Annotated in this window: 12 protein-coding genes; 8 read left to right on the forward strand and 4 right to left on the reverse strand. The window is 64.1% G+C overall.

Annotated features, from left to right (window positions below; all coding sequences use genetic code 11):
• The first annotated feature begins 25 nt into the window (after positions 1–25).
• From KIO74_RS14700 to kdgD, 7 genes are all read left to right on the forward strand, one after another.
• Entirely contained in the window at positions 26–892 is an 867-nt protein-coding gene (locus KIO74_RS14700; RefSeq protein ID WP_213332592.1) for a DUF3108 domain-containing protein, read from the forward strand.
• Positions 893–1,506: 614 nt separating this feature from the next.
• Positions 1,507–5,004 (forward strand): helicase-related protein, encoded by a 3,498-nt coding sequence (locus KIO74_RS14705; protein ID WP_249730994.1) that lies wholly within the window; start codon positions 1,507–1,509, stop codon positions 5,002–5,004.
• Entirely contained in the window at positions 5,001–5,318 is a 318-nt protein-coding gene (locus KIO74_RS14710) for an RNA-binding S4 domain-containing protein (protein WP_291979745.1), read from the forward strand. Before KIO74_RS14705 ends, KIO74_RS14710 begins: the two co-directional genes overlap by 4 nt.
• 344 nt (positions 5,319–5,662) lie before the next feature.
• A complete protein-coding gene (gene fdxA / locus KIO74_RS14715) occupies positions 5,663–6,001 on the forward strand; it encodes a ferredoxin FdxA (protein ID WP_213332594.1) in 339 nt (112 codons plus the stop codon).
• 345 nt (positions 6,002–6,346) lie between these two features.
• The gene (locus KIO74_RS14720; protein WP_213332595.1) at positions 6,347–6,940 is read left to right on the forward strand and encodes a CarD family transcriptional regulator; all 594 of its coding nucleotides are present in this window, start codon (positions 6,347–6,349) and stop codon (positions 6,938–6,940) included.
• A gap of 464 nt (positions 6,941–7,404) precedes the next feature.
• Complete coding sequence (locus tag KIO74_RS14725; RefSeq protein WP_213332596.1) at positions 7,405–8,565, forward strand: mandelate racemase family protein; 1,161 nt, start codon at positions 7,405–7,407, stop codon at positions 8,563–8,565.
• Positions 8,566–8,598: 33 nt separating this feature from the next.
• Positions 8,599–9,534, forward strand: coding sequence for a 5-dehydro-4-deoxyglucarate dehydratase (gene kdgD, locus KIO74_RS14730; RefSeq protein ID WP_349629192.1), 936 nt, complete (start codon positions 8,599–8,601; stop codon positions 9,532–9,534).
• Between the two features lie 20 nt (positions 9,535–9,554).
• Here the strand turns inward: kdgD and KIO74_RS14735 are convergent, their stop codons facing one another.
• Together KIO74_RS14735 and typA are read right to left on the reverse strand one after the other, a co-directional pair.
• Positions 9,555–10,757 carry an AAA family ATPase gene (locus KIO74_RS14735; RefSeq protein WP_213332597.1) on the reverse strand — a complete coding sequence of 401 codons (1,203 nt, stop codon included), beginning with the start codon at positions 10,755–10,757 and terminating at the stop codon, positions 9,555–9,557.
• 167 nt (positions 10,758–10,924) lie between these two features.
• Complete coding sequence (typA, locus tag KIO74_RS14740) at positions 10,925–12,751, reverse strand: translational GTPase TypA (RefSeq protein WP_213332598.1); 1,827 nt, start codon at positions 12,749–12,751, stop codon at positions 10,925–10,927.
• Positions 12,752–13,164: 413 nt separating this feature from the next.
• Here typA and KIO74_RS14745 point away from each other — a divergent pair, with 413 nt between their 5' ends.
• The gene (locus tag KIO74_RS14745) at positions 13,165–14,343 is read left to right on the forward strand and encodes a multidrug effflux MFS transporter (protein ID WP_213332599.1); all 1,179 of its coding nucleotides are present in this window, start codon (positions 13,165–13,167) and stop codon (positions 14,341–14,343) included.
• 36 nt (positions 14,344–14,379) lie between these two features.
• On the opposite strand, the gene KIO74_RS14750 is transcribed toward KIO74_RS14745, so the two are convergent.
• Positions 14,380–15,144: a site-2 protease family protein gene (locus tag KIO74_RS14750; RefSeq protein WP_213332600.1), complete on the reverse strand. Its 765-nt coding sequence runs from the start codon at positions 15,142–15,144 to the stop codon at positions 14,380–14,382.
• A complete protein-coding gene (locus tag KIO74_RS14755; RefSeq protein ID WP_213332601.1) occupies positions 15,141–16,388 on the reverse strand; it encodes an argininosuccinate synthase in 1,248 nt (415 codons plus the stop codon). Before KIO74_RS14755 ends, KIO74_RS14750 begins: the two co-directional genes overlap by 4 nt.
• Positions 16,389–16,593: the final 205 nt, after the last annotated feature.

Below are 16,593 nucleotides of genomic sequence, written 5' to 3' on the forward strand. Positions count from 1 at the left end.
GCCGCGCGATGGAGAGTGCAACAGTATGATCCGGCGTTTGAAAAGCAAGGCTGGCTACGCGGCGAGCGGCTTTCGCCGGGCTCTGCCCGGGCGAGCCATGTTCGGGCTTTTGGCGCTCGCGCCTTTGCCCGCGAGCGCCGCGTCGATTGAGGCCAACTACGACATCTCCCTGCTCGGCCTGAAGATCGGCGTTGCCGCCATCAAGGCCGATGTCCTCAAAGACCAGTACAAGCTCGATGTCTGGTCACAGCTCACGGGCCTGGCCGGCGTCATCACCGGGGGCAAGGGGGCGGCCACGTCTACCGGCAGCATCTCCGGCGATCGCATCCTCCCCACGACCTTCGCCGTGACGACGGCGAATTCCGAAAAGTCGATAACCGTCCGCATGGCCTTGGCCGGCGGCAGCGTGCAGGCCGTCGAGATCAAGCCGCCGATCGAACCAAGACCGGACCGCATACCGGTTACCGAGCAGAACAAGCGCGGCGTGGTCGACCCGCTTTCAGCCCTGCTGATGCCGGCGTCTTCCAGGAACGCGTCGAGCGAGGCGGCCTGCAACCGCACGATTCCCGTCTTCGACGGCGCCACGCGCTTTGATGTGAAGTTGTCCTACGCTCGTCAGGAGACCGTACGCAGTCCCACCTACTCCGGCCCCGTATCCGTATGCCGGGCGCGATATATGCCCATCTCCGGCCATCGGGCCGATCGGACGGCCACCAAATTCATGGAAAACAACAAGGATATGGAAGCCTGGTTGATGCCTGTGGGCGATGACCGGGTTTTCATCCCATACCGCATTTCAGTACGCACTCCGCTTGGCACGACCGTCATCGAAGCGACCCGCGTGAATGTGAACGGCGATGGTCCGCAGATGCCGGTACGCGCGCGGAACTGAGCCGCGGGAACACGTTCCCCGACTTTAGGCTGAATCGACATTTAGGAATGACACGCGCGGTCATCCCGGGACGAGCGTAAGCTCGGGCCCGGGATCCAGAGCCGATACGGTTCGTGAGTGGCCATCTGCCTTTGCACAAGGCGTCATTAGTGCTGAATCGGCCCGTTTCTGGATTCCGGACAGCGGCATACAAATCGGGTAGACCCGACTTGTTGATCCAAGATGGCGAACTCGGCAACACCCGAGTTCAGCCGGCTTCCGGGATGACACCGAGTTTCCCGCACCAATCCCACATGGGCGCTCAAAGCATTCCGGCACGTGTGTGAGCCGCGGCTGCGTTGTTTCCCGAATCGTTCCAGTCGATCGCGACGCGATCGCTGTATTTCACTTGTGTCTATTCAAAGCGGCGACCACCATATCTCGTGTGAGAACGAAACCTGATTCTGTAGGAGTCAGCGATTCGGCCGCGATTCGTTCTGGACTCGTTCCAGTGCATAAATTCAGCCGCGCTTTACGTATCGATGTGATACAGAAGGCGAGCCACATCGCGTTCAGGGCCGTTGCGGGAGTTGCGGTCACGGCGTTTCCGTCCAGTCTCTACGGCATCGGGTTTCATGGTTTCATCCCTGACGGCAGCACGGTCGCTCTCACCTCAGATGCGGGCGCGCGGTGTAACCGCGGTTCTCGGCCCCACCAACACCGGCAAGACACATCTCGCCATCGAAAGGATGGTTGGCCACACCAGCGGTGTCATCGGGCTGCCGCTCAGGCTGCTCGCGCGCGAGGTCTACGGTCGGGTGGTGGAACGCGTCGGCGCTGACGCCGTCGCGCTCATTACCGGCGAGGAAAAAATCAAGCCGCCCAACGCGCGCTACTGGGTCGCCACCGTCGAGGCGATGCCAAGCGATCTCGACGTCGCGTTCTGCGCGATCGACGAGATCCAGCTCGCGGCGGATCTCGACCGGGGGCATATCTTTACGGACCGCCTCCTCAACCGGCGCGGCTACGCGGAGACGCTGATCATCGGCGCGGCCACGATGCGCCCGCTGGTCGAGACGCTCATCCCCGGCGCCAATATCGTTTCGCGCCCGCGCCTCTCGACGCTGACCTTCACCGGCGAGAAGAAGATCACGCGGCTACCGCCGCGCTCCGCCATCGTCGCTTTCTCCGCGGAGGAGGTCTACACGATCGCCGAGCTGGTGAAGCGCCAGAAGGGCGGCGCCGCCGTCGTGCTGGGCGCGCTCAGCCCACGCACACGCAACGCGCAGGTCGCGCTCTATCAATCGGGCGAGGTGGACTATCTCATCGCCACGGACGCCATCGGCATGGGCCTCAATCTCGAGGTCAACCATGTCGCTTTCGCCGGCGACCGGAAATTCGACGGCTTCGGCTTTCGCCAGCTCAATCCCGCGGAGTTCGGCCAGATCGCGGGACGCGCCGGGCGCTATATGCGCGACGGCACCTTCGGCACGACCGGACGCTGTCCTCCCTTCGAGGCGGAACTCGTCGAGGCGCTGGAGAGCCACAGCTTCGACCCCGTCCGCGTGGCGCAATGGCGCAATGCCGACCTCAATTTCCGCTCGCTCGGCGCGCTGCAGGCGAGCCTCGCAGTCCTGCCGACCGAGAAGGGGCTGACCCGCGCGCCGCTCGCCGACGACGTGAATGCGCTCGACATCGCCTGCCGTGACGATGACATCCGGCGGCTCGCGACCGGCGAGGAAGCCGTCTCCCGGCTCTGGGAAGTATGCCGCATCCCGGACTATCGGCGCGTGGCGCCGGCGGCGCATGCTGATCTCATCGTGACGATTTACCGTGCGTTGATGACCCAGGGCGTGATAGCGGATGACTGGTTTCGTCGGCAGGTCGCGCTCGTGGACAGGACCGATGGGGATATCGATACCCTTTCGGCCCGCATCGCGCAGGTGCGCACCTGGACCTTTGTTGCCAACCGTCCCGACTGGTTACGTGATCCTGAGCATTGGCAGGAGGCCACCCGTCAGGTAGAGGACAAACTGTCGGATGCTCTGCATGAGCGTTTGGCGAGCCGGTTCGTTGATCGGCGGACCAGCGTACTCATGCGGCGCTTGAGAGAGAATGCGATGCTCGAAGCGGAAGTGACCGCCAGCGGCGACGTCCTGGTCGAAGGCCAGCATGTCGGTCGGCTGCACGGATTTCAGTTTGCCCCGGATCCCCAGGCCGATGGCCAGGAGGCCAAGGCATTGCGGGCGGCGGCCCAGAAGGCGCTGGCTGGCGAGATCGAGGCCCGTGCCGAGCGCTTTTCCCAAGCGCCGGACGATACCTTCGTGCTCGCCAATGACGGTACCATCCGCTGGATGGGCGAGGCTGTCGCCAAGCTCGTGGCGGGCGACAAGCTGCTCGCCCCGCGCTTCAGGCTGCTGGCGGACGAACAGCTGTCCGGGCCACCGCGCGACAAGGTGGATACGCGCCTCCAAACCTGGATCAAGGCGCATATCACCAAGCTGCTCGGCCCGCTGACCGCTCTTGAGGAAGCCGCCGACATTCCCGGCATCGCCCGCGGCATTGCCTTCCAGATCACCGAGGCGCTCGGCGTGCTGGAACGCGCGCGCGTCGCGCAGGACGTGAAGAGCCTCGACCAGGACGGGCGCGCGGCGCTCCGTCGCTATGGCGTGCGCTTCGGCGCCTATCATCTCTACCTGCCGCTGTTGCTCAAGCCGGCCCCGCGCGGGCTCGCCGCCCAGCTCTGGGCGCTGAAGCACGGCGGGCTCGACGTTAAGGGCCTGGACGAGATCCCGCATCTCGCCGCCTCGGGCCGCACGTCCTTCCCGGCTGATACCGAGGTGCCGCGCGGGCTCTATCGCGCCGCCGGCTTCCGGGTGTGCGGCGGTCGCGCCGTCCGTATCGACATCCTCGAACGTCTGGCGGATCTGATACGGCCGGCGATCGGCTATCGCCCCGGCACGACGCCCGGCGAACCGCCGGCTGGCGCCGCCGATGGCGATGGTTTCGTGGTGACGGTCGGCATGACCTCGCTCGCCGGCTGTTCCGGTGAGGACTTCTCATCGATCCTGAAATCTCTCGGATATGTGGTCGACCGGCGCGCCGGCCCGGCCATCACCGTCCCGCTCGTGCCGGCTCCCCAACTCATTCGCCCGGCGGCGGATGCTGCCGCGGAAGCCGAGGCTGCTTCCACAGTGGAGGAGCCCACTCCGGCTGTTGACGCCAGCAACGGAGAGGCAACGGTTTCCGTTGACGAGACGGAGCAGGCGGCCGACGTGACGGCTGATACGACCGGCGACTTAGCGGATGCTGCCGCGGAAGCCGAAGCCTCCGATAGCCCCAGCGATGCCGTGGCCGCGCCTCTCGTGTCAGTGGCCGAAGAACAGTCCGTCACCGAGTCGGTTGTGGAGACATCTCCCGCCGAGGCGGAGCCGGTGCTCGCGGTGGATGTGGCCGCCGAGGTCGTGACGCAGGCGGCGGAACCAGAAGTCGCTGAGCCAGTCGCGACCGGGGACACGCCTGTGGCGGAGGAAGTCGTTGCGGCCGAGGCCGCGCCGGCCGAAGGCGAGCCTGAGCAGCCGGCCGAGCCCGAGATGATCGAGGTGTGGCGTCCCCATCGCCAGAATCACCATGCTCAATCGCGCCGGCGCAATGATCGCGCCCCGGGCGAGGGTCGTCCTGACCGGCGAGCGGGTGACCGCAACCAGGGCCAGGGCCGCCGCGCTCCCCCGGGAGAGCCGGCGACTGCCGCCGCCCAGGACGGGCAATCCCGCGAGGGACAGCCGCACCGGCAGCCGCGCGACAATGCCGCCGGCGATCGTCCGAAGCGCGACTGGAAGGCGAAGGCCCCCAATCGCGAGGGTGGGCGCGAGTTCGGCAAAGGTGACTCTGGCAAAGGCGAGTTCGGCAAGGGTGACTTCGGTAAGAGCGGCGGCGGCAAGCGCGGCGGTGGCTCTTTCGGCAAGGAAGGCGGCCGTCAGGACGGCGGTGGCGGACATCGCGGCGGCAGAAGCGGAAACTGGCAGGATCGCCCACAACCGCGGGCCGACAAGGCGCCCGATCCCAATTCGCCTTTCGCGAAGCTGCTCGCGCTCAAGGAAGAGCTTGAAGCCCGCGCGGGCCGCAAAGGGTGAAGCCGGCTTCCGGCGAGCGGATACGGATCGACAAATGGCTATGGCATGCGCGCATGGCCAAGAGCCGTACCCTCGCCGGCAAGCTCGTTGAGAGTGGGCATGTACGCCTGAACGGCCGGCGCCTCGACGGCGCGGACCGTCTGATCAAGCCCGGCGACATTCTGACGCTGGCCCTGGCGCACGCCACCCTTGTGGTGGAGGTTCTGGCGCTCGGGCAGCGCCGTGGCCCGGCATCGGAGGCGCGGACGCTCTATCGCGATCAAGTCGGGGGCACCGCCACGGCCGCGGACCTCGATGCCGACATGGACGACTAGTCTCGTCTGCTCACGGCATCTCCCTTCCCGCGCGATCGGTCTCCCGTCGAACGCTCACTCCATCGCGGATCGGCGGCCGGGGATTTGCGCGACGTTAGGCAGATGGGTTGACCTGGGCGGCCACGCATCATATTTACATGAAAATCGCACCAATACCGCATAAATACATCTTTTTTTGGTATATAGATGCCCCCTCGCCCGATCATGCGACAAGTCCACTCTTGTAAGGGCTTGCAATTGGCTCTAGACCACGGACGCGTTTCGACCATCGAAGCGTGGCCGGATTGCGGTGTTGCGTTCAAACAGGGGCTGCGGGCCTCGCCAGCTCGCCAGCGGAGAGGTCGATGACCTACGTCGTCACCGATAACTGCATTCGTTGCAAATATATGGATTGCGTCGAAGTGTGTCCGGTGGACTGCTTCTATGAAGGCGAGAATATGCTCGTCATCCATCCTGACGAATGCATTGACTGCGGCGTCTGTGAGCCCGAATGCCCCGCCGAGGCCATCAAGCCTGATACCGAGCCGGGTCTGGAATCGTGGCTGAAGCTCAACGCGGATTACGCCAAAACCTGGCCGAACATCTCCCAGAAGGGGGAGCCCCCGGCCGACGCCAAGGCTATGGACGGCGTGCCCAATAAGCTCGAAGCCTATTTTTCACCGAATCCCGGTGAGGGCGACTGATCACGATTAATGGCTCGATCGTTGCCTTGCGAGGCGATCAGCCCGGCAGTCCTTTGATTTCCCCCGTTTTTTGTGTTAGGCTGTGCCTCATGGTCGATTAACGCCATGGGCGCCTTTTGCTGCCCTGTTGTTACGGGTTCAATAAGCAATGACATGAATGCAGTCGGCAGACCCTATTCAGGCGTCTAGCTCGCGGGGTGTCGTGTTTCCCTATCGGCTCTGATGTCAGCGTGTGAGTTTCTTGCACGTCATGGCAATTTTTTGCGTGCGTGCCGGTCGGCCTAAGCCGGTCTGCGACAGTAGCGTTCGGTCTGAAGCGAACGCGATCAGGAGGCGATCACTATCATGACGAGTGCCAAGAAGACCGCCCAGCGTCAGGGATTCAAGACGGGTGAATCCATCGTCTATCCCGCTCATGGCGTCGGACAAATCGTCGCCATCGAAGAGCAAGAGGTGGCTGGCTACAAGCTCGAGTTGTTCGTCATCACTTTCGAGAAAGACAAGATGACGCTGCGCGTCCCGACCGCGAAAGCGGCCAGCGTTGGCATGCGCAAATTGGCTGAGTCGCCGCTCGTCGGCAAGGCCCTAGAAACATTGACAGGCCGCGCCCGCGTCAAGCGTACGATGTGGTCGCGTCGCGCCCAGGAGTACGAGGCGAAGATCAACTCTGGCGATCTCATCGCCATCGCGGAAGTCGTCCGTGATCTCTATCGTTCGGACGCCCAGCCCGAGCAGTCCTACAGCGAGCGCCAGCTCTACGAAGCGGCGATCGATCGTATTCTGCGTGAAATCTCAGCGGTCAACGAGATCACCGAGACCGAGGCCATGAAGCTCATCGACGACGCGCTCGCGAAGGCTCCACGCCGCGCCACGAAAGCCACACCGGCTGACGCGGAAGGCGATGCGGACGAAGAAGACCTTCAGGACGAAGCCGCTTAAGGCTTTTTCCCACCTTTGTTCAAGCCCGGCCTTCCAAAAGAGGGCCGGGCTTTTTTATTTATGGGCGAAACGGCGCACGGCGTCTCACGCAGGTCTGATATGCGTCAATGGCGACTCGGCCTTATGAGCCAAGGTTTGCCAAGACATCGGCGGTGCGGCCCGCGCCAGCTTGGCCGCGTCCGCATTGTGGCGTTCTGCCGATGTCAGTGTTGGAGGCCTCGTCGCCCCGGCGACGACGAGGCGCCGTTGCCGAGCCTCATGGTCCGCTGCCCACGCCGTTCACAACGAACAGCCCGGGCCGGCCGGCACAAAGAGATTACAGTTTGGAGAGCCCCAAGAGCCCCAAGCAAGCCTGGCGCGCCTCGTGAGCGAGGAACCCATCTTGTCGGTTGTCATATAACTTGTTACGGTCCCTCGCATCGCTGATGGATATCCTTGAGGGATATCTTTGGGGGGCGTTGCTGATGCAAATCGTTGACATCAAGGTTCGCGTTTTCCGTCACACCACACGCCGCCATCAGGATTCAGCAGGCCATGCGCATCCCGGTGAACCGCATCAGGCGCGACAGGCGCTCCTTACCATCACGTGCGACGACGGCACCGAGGGCCACTGCTTCGCGACGCCCGAAGTCGTGCGGCCGCATCTGATCGAGACCTTCGTGAAGCGCGTCCTGCTTCGCCAGGACCCCTTCGATCGCGAGAGGCTGTGGCAGGAGCTGGCCCATTGGCAACGCGGTAGCGCGGCCCAGCTCACGGACAGGACGCTCGCCGTCGTCGACTGTGCCTTGTGGGACCTTGCCGGCCGCAAGCTCGGGCTGCCGGTTCATAAGCTCATCGGCGCATATCGCGACAAGGTGCCCGCTTATGGATCCACCATGTGCGGCGACGAACTCGAAGGGGGCCTCGCCACGCCGGAGGACTACGGTCGCTTCGCGGAGACGCTGGTGAAGCGTGGCTACAAGGGCATCAAGCTGCACACCTGGATGCCGCCGGTGTCGTGGGCGCCGGATATCAAGGCCGATCTTCGTGCCTGCGCCGCCGTGCGCGAAGCCGCTGGGCCAGACATCCATCTTATGATCGACGCGTTCCACTGGTATTCGCGGACGGAGGCCTACGAGCTCGGTCGTGGGCTGGAGAAGCTCGGCTTTGCCTGGATCGAGGAGCCGATGGACGAGCAGAGCCAGTCCTCCTACGCTTGGCTGACGGCAGCGCTCGATATCCCCGTCCTCGGCCCGGAAAGCGCCGCCGGCAAACATTTTACCCGCGCTGAATGGGCCGCGGCCAAGGCCTGCGACATTCTCCGCACCGGAGTGCATGACGTGGGCGGCATCTCACCTGCCCTGAAATCCATGCATCTTGCCGAGGCCTTCGGCATGAACTGCGAGGTGCACGGCAATGGCGCCGCCAATCTCATCGTAACCGCCGTCGCCAAGAATTGCCGCTGGTATGAGCGCGGGCTCCTTCATCCCTTCCTCGAATACGATGACGGCCACGAATATCTGCACAGCCTCTCGGATCCCATGGACGCCGACGGTTTCGTGCATCTCTCCGACAGGCCGGGCCTCGGCGAGGACATCAATTTCGACTTCATCGACGCCAATCTGGTGGACGGCGCATACCGCTGATCACCGCGACGGCTCACCCAAAGGATTTTGACAGTGAACCATCCACCCGCCCGCGCCATCGATCCCCAGGAGCTCAAGCACATCCTGTCCTCGGGCCTGATGTCCTTCCCGCTCACGGATTTCGACGAAAGCGGCAATTTCAACGAAGCCGGCTACCGTGGCCGTCTCGAATGGCTGATGCCCTATGGCGCGACGGCGCTGTTCGCCGCCGGCGGTACGGGTGAGGCGTTCTCGCTGACGCCCGCCGAGCATCAGCGTGTCATCCGCGCGGCCGTGGAAACCTGTGGCAATAACACGCCCATCATCGCCGGGGCGGGCTATGGCACGCGGCTCGCCATCGAGATGGCACGGAATGCCGAGGCCGCAGGTGCCGCGGGCATTTTGCTGATGCCGCATTATCTGACCGAGACCAACCAACGCGGGCTCGCCGCGCATATCGACGCGGTCTGCAAGTCGGTGCGGATCGGCGTCGTCGTCTACAACCGCAACGTCTGCAAGCTCGATGCCGCGACCCTCGAGAAGTTGGTCGATGCCAACCCCAATCTCATCGGCTTCAAGGACGGCGTGGGCGACATCGAAGCCGTCACAGTCATCCGTAACCGCCTTGAGGATCGCGTCAGCTATCTCGGTGGCCTGCCCACGGCCGAGGTCTTCGCCGAAGCCTACAACGCCGCGGGCTTCCCCGTGTATTCCTCCGCCGTTTTCAATTTCATCCCGCGCACGGCAAACGTGTTCTACAAGGCGGTGCGCGAGGGTGATCGCCAGACTACGACGCGCCTTTTGAAGGACTTCTTCATTCCCTACATCGCGATCCGGAATCGCGGCGGCGGCTATGCCGTGTCGATCGTGAAGGCGGGCGCCCGCCTCGTCGGCCGGTCCGCCGGTCCCGTGCGCCCGCCGCTCGCCGACTGCACGGAGGAAGATCATCGCGACCTCGCGGCGCTGATCGAGAAGCTCGGTTCCCAATAAGCCGCGCCCCGCAGGGCCGCTCAGGTCTCCTCGGCGAAATCCTCGTCGGCGAAATCGCCGGCAAGGCGCAGACCCTCGATCCATGTGCCCCCATCGCGGCGAATGATGGTGCGCGGCGTCACACCGCCGTGGCGGGCGAGTTCCGTGGCGAGTTTCTCGGAATGGGTGACAAGCCAGATCTGCGCGTGCCGCGCCGCCCGTGCGATAAGCCGCGCCAGCGGCCCGAGCAGATCGGGATGGAGGCTGGTCTCCGGTTCGTTGAGAGCGACGAATCCGGGCAGACGATAGGACAGCAACGCCCCCATCAGTGCGAGATAGCGCAGGGTGCCGTCGGACAGCTCGGCCATCTCGAAGACCCGTTTCGGGTAATCGGGAAAGATGATGCCGAAGGACGCATGCCGGCCAGGCACGGGGCAGACGAGCTGCGCACCGGGAAAAGCATCGTCAATCGCCGCGTCAAGCTCGGTCGTGTCCTCGCGGATGTGCACGAGCGTGGCGAAGACAGCAGCAAGATCGGCGCCGTCGGAGGATAGCGTCGGCGTCGTCACCGCCAGGCAGGGACGGCGCAGCGGCGCCGCCGCGTCCGTGCGAAAGTCATGATAGAAGCGCCAGTCCAGCATGAGCCTGCGGGCAATCGCCACGTCGGGAAAGTGAATGGGATCGTCAAGCGAACCGAGCGCCGTCTCGGAGGCCATCAGCCCGTCTGCGTGGCTCTGCTTACGCCCCTGGGCGTCGAGCGCCTTGGTCATCGGCCCGCGCCGCTCCAGCAGAACACGCGGATGACGCCCTTCGAGGCTCGTCAGCGTTTCGGCCTTGATCTGCGGTTCGAGCGGAAAGGCTGCGACCGCGGCGCGGCCGCCGGAGCCCGGCATGGGTAAGCCAACCTCGATCGCATAGCCCTGCGCCAGGCTGGATCGTGGTGCGTCGTCGGCCTCATCCCAGCTCGGCCCGCTGGTGCCGAATTCAACGCCCAGCTTGATACGCGCTGGCTTCCTGGGGTCCCGTACGCCGGCCCAAAGCGCGGATTCCATGCCGCCCTCTGCGGCAAGCTCCCGCGCCAGTGTGCCCGCCGCCGCGGCCCGCACCAGCTGCAGGCCTCGATAGAGGTTCGTCTTGCCGACACCGTTGGCGCCCACGAAGACATTGAGCTGGCGCAGCGGGAAGCGAATGGCGCGCACCGAGCGGTAGCCAGCGATGGCGACCTCGCGGATGGCAATAGTCATGCATGACGTCCCGATTCTGACGGTACACAAGTCCGAATTGTATGACGTCTGTGCTGGTATCGCGCAACGCGGCTTCCTCCTTATCGTCGGAGCCCGCGCAGAACAGGCCAGAAAAAAGGCGCGCATCGCGTGATGCGCGCCTCAACAAACACAGATCCTTGGCTGGATCAGGCGCTGATGGCTTCCTTCTGACGCTCGGCGCGCTTGCGATCATTCGGATCGAGCAGCGCCTTGCGCAGACGGATCGACTTCGGCGTGACCTCGACCAGTTCGTCGTCCTGAATCCATGCAAGCGCACGCTCGAGCGTCATCTTGATGGGCGGCGTCAGGCGCACGGCTTCGTCCTTCGAGGTCGTGCGGATGTTGGTGAGCTTCTTGCCCTTCAGCACATTGACCTCGAGGTCGTTGTCGCGCGTGTGGATGCCGACCAGCATGCCCTGATAGACCTTCCAGCCCGGCTCGATGATCATCGGGCCGCGATCTTCCAGGTTCCAGAGGGCATAAGCCACCGCCTCACCCTGCTCGTTGGAGATCAGCACGCCGTTGTTGCGTCCGGCGATCTCGCCCTTGTACGGCTCATAGGCATGGAACAGCCGGTTCATGATGGCGGTGCCGCGCGTGTCGGTGAGCAGTTCCGACTGGTAGCCGATGAGGCCGCGGGTCGGCGCGTAGAACACCAGACGCTGGCGATTGCCACCGGAAGGGCGCATCTCGACCATCTCGGCGCGGCGCTCGGACATCTTCTGGACGACAGTGCCGGAATATTCCTCGTCGACGTCGATGACCACCTCTTCGATCGGCTCCAGCGTCTCGCCGTTCTCGCCTTCCGAAAACACGACGCGGGGACGCGACACGGCGAGCTCGAAGCCCTCGCGGCGCATGGTCTCGATGAGAATGGCGAGCTGCAATTCACCACGACCGGAAACGAAGAAGGAGTCCTTGTCCTGGGACTCCTCGATCTTCAGCGTGACGTTGCCCTCGGCTTCCTTGAACAGGCGATCGCGGATCATGCGGCTCGTGACCTTGTCGCCTTCCGTGCCGGCGAGCGGCGAATCGTTGACGATGAAGGACATGGTGACGGTCGGCGGGTCGATCGGCTGGGCCTGGATCGCCTCGGTGACCGAGAGGTCGCAGAAGGTGTCGGCCACGGAGCCCTTCACCAGACCAGCGATGGACACGATGTCGCCCGCCTCGCCAATCTCGATCGGCTGGCGCTCGATGCCGCGGAAGGCGAGGATCTTGGAAACGCGGCCGTTCTCGACCAGGTTGCCGTCACGATCGATGACCTTGATGGTCTGGTTCGGCTTCACCGTACCGGAAGCGATGCGGCCGGTAATGATGCGCCCGAGGAACGGGTTGGCCTCGAGCAGCGTGCCGAGCATGCGGAAGGAGCCTTCCTCGACCTTGGCCGGCGGCACATGCTTGACCACGAGGTCGAACAACGGCGCGAGACCGTCTTCCTTCGGGCCTTCTGGCGAATGGGCCATCCAGCCGTCACGGCCGGAACCGTAGAGGATCGGGAAGTCGAGTTGCTCATCGGTCGCGTCGAGCGCGGCGAAGAGGTCGAACACCTCGTTGATGACCTCCGCCGCGCGTGCGTCCGGACGGTCCACCTTGTTGATCGCCACGATCGGCTTGAGGCCGATCTTCAACGCCTTGCCGACGACAAACTTCGTCTGCGGCATGGGGCCTTCGGCCGCATCGACCAGCACGATCGCGCCATCGACCATGGAGAGAATGCGCTCCACCTCGCCGCCGAAATCGGCGTGACCGGGCGTATCGACGATATTGACGCGGACATCCTTCCAGACGACCGATGTCGCCTTGGCGAGAATGGTGATGCCGCGTTCCTTTTCGAGGTCGTTGGAGTCCATCACGCGTTCGGCGACGCGCTGGTTCTCGCGGAACGATCCCGACTGCTGGAGCAATTTGTCGACAAGGGTCGTCTTACCGTGGTCGACGTGTGCGATAATCGCTATGTTGCGCAAGTTCATGGGTTTTCCTGGCCGCGACCCTCTCGGAACCTTACGGATCAGGGCCGGTGGTTAGCAGATAGACGATGACAATATGAATAATGGGCCGCGAACCTCCCAAGGCCCGCAGCCGCGCATGTTGCGCTGCATATACGGCGAAATCGCTTCCACGGCAACGTGTAGCGTTGCAATTGGCCAATGGACGACGCAACCGCCACATTGACCTCGCCTCCTGTCCCCCGTAAGCAAGAGCCGTTGTCGGGCAGCTGGTACCTGGGGAGGTGCAGCCTGATGACGATGGGCATGGCAGGTTGGAAAACGGCCGTAGACATGTCAGGAGCAAGCCGCTCCTTCGCCCACGACGCCCCCGCGTCCAGGGCGCGATAGGATCGTCCCGACACCCGGCCCCCCCTGGGGGAGGGTCGGAAACCCCTATGCCGTCGGTCATGTCGGAGCGCTATACGGCTATACTAGGGGCCTTCCTGGTCGCATTAGGTCCGGTCAGCCTTGCGCTCTATACCCCGGCCATGCCAACGCTCGTCGAAGAACTCGCGACATCGTCGGCCGCCATCAAGCTGACCATCACCGCCTATTTCATCGGCTATGCCCTGGCGCAGCTCGTCTGCGGCCCATTGTCGGATGCCTACGGACGGCGCCCCGTCGCGATGGCCTTCTTCGCGCTCCACCTCCTTGGCAGCCTCATCGCGCTTTGGTCCCCCTCAATCGGCTGGCTCCTGGCCGGTCGCATCCTGCAAGGCACGGGGGCCGCCGCTGGGGTCGCCATTTCGCGCGCCATGGTACGCGACCAGTTTACCGGCGCGTCTTCCGTGCGAATCATGAGCCTGATCGGGCTGATGCTCGCCGTCGGACCAGCCCTTTCACCGGTGCTCGGCGGCCTTACCCTGAGCGTATTCAACTGGCGCGCGCTGTTCGTGCTGATGGCCGTCTACGCCGCTGCCGCGATAGGCGTACTTCTCTTCGCGGCGCGCGAGACGAACGACCGGCCTGATCCGAAGATGGCCCGGCCACGACAGTTCATGGCGAGCTACAAGACGCTTTGGACAGACCGGGCGTTTCTGCGGGCTGGTTTTCTTCTGGCGCTGGTCACCGGCGGGCTCTACACGCTGGCCACCCTCCTGCCGTTCGTTCTTATCAGTGAAGTGGGCCTGAGCCCGGTCGTGTTCGGCCTGGGGATGATGCTGCAGTCCGGGTCCTACGCTCTCGGCTCTCTCCTCACGGCGCGCTTCATCACCTTGCTCGGCGCCGAACGCATCATCTCCATCGGACTTTGCTTTACGTTCACCGCGTCGCTCGGATTTTTTATCGCGCTGTTTCACGAACCGTCGTTCCTGACTGTCATGGTGCCCGTGATGTTCTGGGCATTCGGCCTCGCTCTCACGATGCCCGGCGCGACCACCAGCGCGCTTGCGAATTTTCCACGCATCGCAGGGGCCGCCGCCGCCATGGTCGGCTTCCTGCAAATCGCCGGCGGCCTCGCGGGCTCGGCCATCTCGGCGTTCTTCGTCGACCCCTATATCGCGCTGATGACCATCATGCCGGTCATGGGGCTCCTGGCAATCCTGTGCCACTTTGGATTGCGCGGCCGGTCCTGAGCTGCCGTCGCATGTCAGCACCGGCAGAGGCCAAGATCAGGTGGCTGCCTGACGGGCCTGCTTGAACACCGCGAGGTTGGGCTGCGCCAGGATAAGCGCGATCACGAGGAGCCAGAGACCGTAGCTGAACGAAAATGCGACCAGCGCGGCAACGAGGGCGAGGCCGCAGAGCGCAATCGTCAGGCCCGCCGCCTTCTTTCCGATGACGGGCGCGAGAAGGACATAGGCGCTACGCCCGCCATCAAGCGGAAATGCGGGCAGGAGATTGAACAGCCCCAGCGAAACATTGATCCAGCTGCCGATGTCGAGGAGGCTGCGGAGCAAAGGCGGCGTCTCGCGGGTCGTGAGGCCCAACGCGGCCTCGAAAAGCCCATAGAGAACAAGATTGCTCAACGGCCCCGCGAGCAGGATGGCGACCGCCTTCCAAGGCGTCTTCGGCATCCATTTGAGATGGGCGACACCGCCAAAGGCATTGAGCCGGATTGCCTGCGAGGGGATGTCGAACAGCCGCGCGACCTTTGAATGCGCGAGCTCATGTACCAGGACGGACAGTCCGAGAAGTACGACAAAGCCCGCGCCCAGCGCCATGATCGCGGGCCGGCCGGCGAGCCAGTAGGGAGTGGCGAGCAGGATCGCGACGAGGAGGAAGCCGCTGTCGATTTCGACGGGTACGCCGGCGACGCGGCCGAGACGCAGTACGGCGCCCTTCCTGACCCTCGATCTCTCGACTCGTGGCTGTCCTGCCGGCGGCTGGCCGGAGGGGGGCGCGGGATCCGTCGGCGTCCCCCCTGTGGCTGTCACAGGCCGAGCTTCTTCTTGCGCTGGCCGAGCGTCCGGAGGCGCAGCGCGTTCAGCTTGATGAAGCCGGCCGCGTCGCGATGATCATAGGCCACCGCGCCTTCCTCGAAGGTGACGAGATCCTGATCATAGAGGGAATACGGGCTCTCGCGGCCGATGATGTGGACGCCGCCTTTGTAGAGCTTGAGACGGACCGTTCCGGTCACGAATTCCTGGCTCTTGTCGATGAGCACCTGCAGCATCTCACGCTCGGGCGAGAACCAGAAGCCGTTGTAGATGAGCTCCGCATATTTCGGCATCAGCTCATCCTTCAGATGCGCCGCGCCGCGATCGAGCGTGATCGATTCGATCGCGCGATGGCCGAAATACAGAATGGTGCCGCCGGGGGTCTCGTACATGCCGCGCGACTTCATGCCCACGAAGCGGTTCTCGACAAGGTCGAGGCGGCCGATGCCGTTGGCGCGGCCGAGCGCGTTGAGCTTGGTCAGCAGGTTGGCTGGCGACAATGCCTCGCCGTCGATGGAAACCGCGTCGCCCTTCTCGAAGCCGATGGTGATGATCGTCGGCGTATCCGGAGCCTGCTCCGGATCGATGGTGCGGGAATAGACATAGCCGGGCACTTCCTGGCCGGGGTCTTCCAGCACCTTGCCCTCGGACGAGGCATGCAGCAGGTTTGCGTCGACCGAGAAGGGCGCCTCGCCGCGCTTGTCCTTGGCGATCGGGATCTGGTTCTTCTCCGCGAACTCGAGCAGCGCCGTGCGCGACGTCAGGTCCCATTCGCGCCAGGGCGCGATGACGGTGACGTCGGGCTTGAGCGCGTAGTAGCCAAGCTCGAAACGGACCTGGTCGTTGCCCTTGCCGGTAGCGCCATGGGAGACGGCGTCGGCGCCGAGCTTCTCGGCGATCTCGATCTGCTTCTTGGCGATCAGCGGACGCGCGATCGACGTGCCGAGCAGATAGAGCCCTTCATACTGCGCGTTGGCGCGGAACATCGGGAAAACGTAGTCGCGAACGAATTCCTCGCGCAAATCCTCGATGAAGATGTTCTCCGGCTTGATGCCGAGCAGCAAAGCCTTCTGCCGGGCAGGTTCAAGCTCCTCCCCCTGGCCGAGATCGGCGGTGAAGGTGATGACTTCACAGCCGTAGGTCGTCTGAAGCCACTTCAGGATGATGGAGGTGTCGAGACCGCCGGAATAGGCGAGCACGACTTTCTTGACAGGCTTCTCGGACGATGGGCTCAGGGACATGGGTTCAGATCTCGTCGACAAACGCGGCCGCTTAGGCGGCCTGCATGGGATGCCGCGGGACTATAGTGCGCGCGCCAAGGGGCGCAAGCCGTTCGAACACCGCGGATACGACAAAGATGCGACGATTTGGCGAGGCTGTCCAAAAAAAGCGTCCCCCCGCCTGCCCGCCGAAAAAGATGCGTCGCGGCGCGAGTGGTATTTTATG

This window comes from Chelatococcus sp. HY11 (assembly GCF_018398335.1).
In the GTDB taxonomy this organism is placed as follows: Bacteria; Pseudomonadota; Alphaproteobacteria; order Rhizobiales; family Beijerinckiaceae; genus Chelatococcus.

Excerpts from the sequence above, each read along its gene's own strand:
- KIO74_RS14720 (WP_213332595.1), top strand. The coding sequence starts at position 6,347 with ATGACGAGTGCCAAGAAGACCGCCCAGCGTCAGGGATTCAAGACGGGT.
- KIO74_RS14745 (WP_213332599.1), top strand. The coding sequence starts at position 13,165 with ATGCCGTCGGTCATGTCGGAGCGCTATACGGCTATACTAGGGGCCTTC.
- KIO74_RS14700 (WP_213332592.1), top strand. The coding sequence starts at position 26 with ATGATCCGGCGTTTGAAAAGCAAGGCTGGCTACGCGGCGAGCGGCTTT.
- fdxA (WP_213332594.1), top strand. The coding sequence starts at position 5,663 with ATGACCTACGTCGTCACCGATAACTGCATTCGTTGCAAATATATGGAT.
- typA (WP_213332598.1), bottom strand. The coding sequence starts at position 12,751 with ATGAACTTGCGCAACATAGCGATTATCGCACACGTCGACCACGGTAAG.
- KIO74_RS14735 (WP_213332597.1), bottom strand. The coding sequence starts at position 10,757 with ATGACTATTGCCATCCGCGAGGTCGCCATCGCTGGCTACCGCTCGGTG.
- KIO74_RS14705 (WP_249730994.1), top strand. The coding sequence starts at position 1,507 with ATGGTTTCATCCCTGACGGCAGCACGGTCGCTCTCACCTCAGATGCGG.
- KIO74_RS14725 (WP_213332596.1), top strand. The coding sequence starts at position 7,405 with ATGCAAATCGTTGACATCAAGGTTCGCGTTTTCCGTCACACCACACGC.
- KIO74_RS14755 (WP_213332601.1), bottom strand. The coding sequence starts at position 16,388 with ATGTCCCTGAGCCCATCGTCCGAGAAGCCTGTCAAGAAAGTCGTGCTC.